Raw genomic sequence first — 1,439 nt, 5'->3', positions numbered from 1 at the left:
ATTTGAAATGTCCGATATCCGGCTAAATTGAAATGTCCGGTTTGGGGTCGGTTCCTGCTTCCAAAGAAGACAGTTTCCCCACCGAGGCTGCCCGCATTTCGGCACTTCTGAGCATCATCGCGTTCAGGTCGATCTGCTTGAGTTCGCGTTGCTTGCGCGTGTTGTTGGCGCGCATCTTCGGGCGCACCTCTTCGCCCCGATTGGTGCGTGAGGGCGCTGACTTGATAGGGCGATTGTCGCGCTCCATCTGCACCTGCCTCGACAGCGCAAGGACGTGTCCAAGACGCTTGTTGTTGACCTCAGCGCCCTGGTCGACATGGGACAGGCGATCATAACGTCGACAGGGCAACGCCGCGCCATTCGCCCAAATCTCGATGCGCCCGTCCGGGTACTCGTATACATCGAGATAGCGATGGATCAAGGCGCGCGTCGCCGGCGAATCTTCAAGCAGGTACATCACGCGATCTTATTGCACCGTCAGCGAGGCCGAGACGCAACGAGATTCGCGTGCCGTCAGAATCGAATCGAGATCCTCGTCGGCACGCACCGGACGATGCGCGTCAAAGTCGCTCTTCGCGCGCTTGCCGAAACGGTCGTTGAAGTCGGCGATGAAGTGGGGCGCATAAGCATTCGCGGCCTCCCACGTGTTGATCTCGCGCAGCCGCAATTCCTTGACGAGCCGATCCTGCAAGGTCAAGTTGGCACGCTCCACGCGCCCCTTCGCCTGACTGCTGTTGGCGCACAGGGTCTCGACGTTGAGCTCGTACAAGGCCCGGCCAAACTGCGTGACCCCCTTGTCAGCCTTGCGCGAGCCCCGGTTGAGCGAGAACACACTGGCTTTATCGCTATACAGCGCCAAGGGCTTGCCGTGCTGCTCGATGTAGCGGCGCGTTGCCTCGAAATAACTGAAGGTCGATTCGGTGGCCGTGAAGTGCAGGGTCATCAGACGGCTGGTGGCATCGTCGATGAACACCAGCAGCGTGCACGCCGGCGCGCGAGCTTCGAACCAGCGATGATCGCTGCCATCGATCTGGATCAGCTCGCCATAGCACGAGCGACGGTTGCGCGGCTGATGGATCCTTGGAGGACGCTGTCGACGTGGCGTCCAGAGTCTGGCGCCGATCATGAGCCGCCGAACGGTTTCCTTGGCCAGCCGAAAGTCATGACACTCGCGCAGCTTCTCGCAGGCAAGCGTCGGGCCAAAATCGCTATAGCGCTCTTTGACGATGGCCACGGCCCGGACCGCCAAGCCCGCGTCGACACGATGATTGCCCGTTTGACCGCGCTTGCCGGAAACCAGGCCCGACGCGCCTTGTTCGCGTAACCGCGCACTGAGACGCCGCACCTGTCGTGTACTCAGTCCAAGTCGCTCGGCGGCCCGCCACGGTTTGAGCAGTCCGTCGACCACTGACTGAATCACTTTGAATCGGTCCAACTCG

Annotated in this window: 1 pseudogene; it reads right to left on the bottom strand. The window is 60.9% G+C overall.

Annotated features, from left to right (window positions below):
• Nucleotides 1-22: 22 nt before the first annotated feature.
• Nucleotides 23-1,439, bottom strand: a pseudogene (locus NCR40_RS31160) (ISNCY family transposase); the annotation flags it as partial.

This window comes from Caballeronia sp. GACF4 (assembly GCF_023631025.1).
GTDB lineage: Bacteria > Pseudomonadota > Gammaproteobacteria > Burkholderiales > Burkholderiaceae > Caballeronia.
The sequence above is the reverse complement of the archived record's forward strand: the minus strand, read 5'-3'. Positions and strand labels throughout refer to the sequence as shown.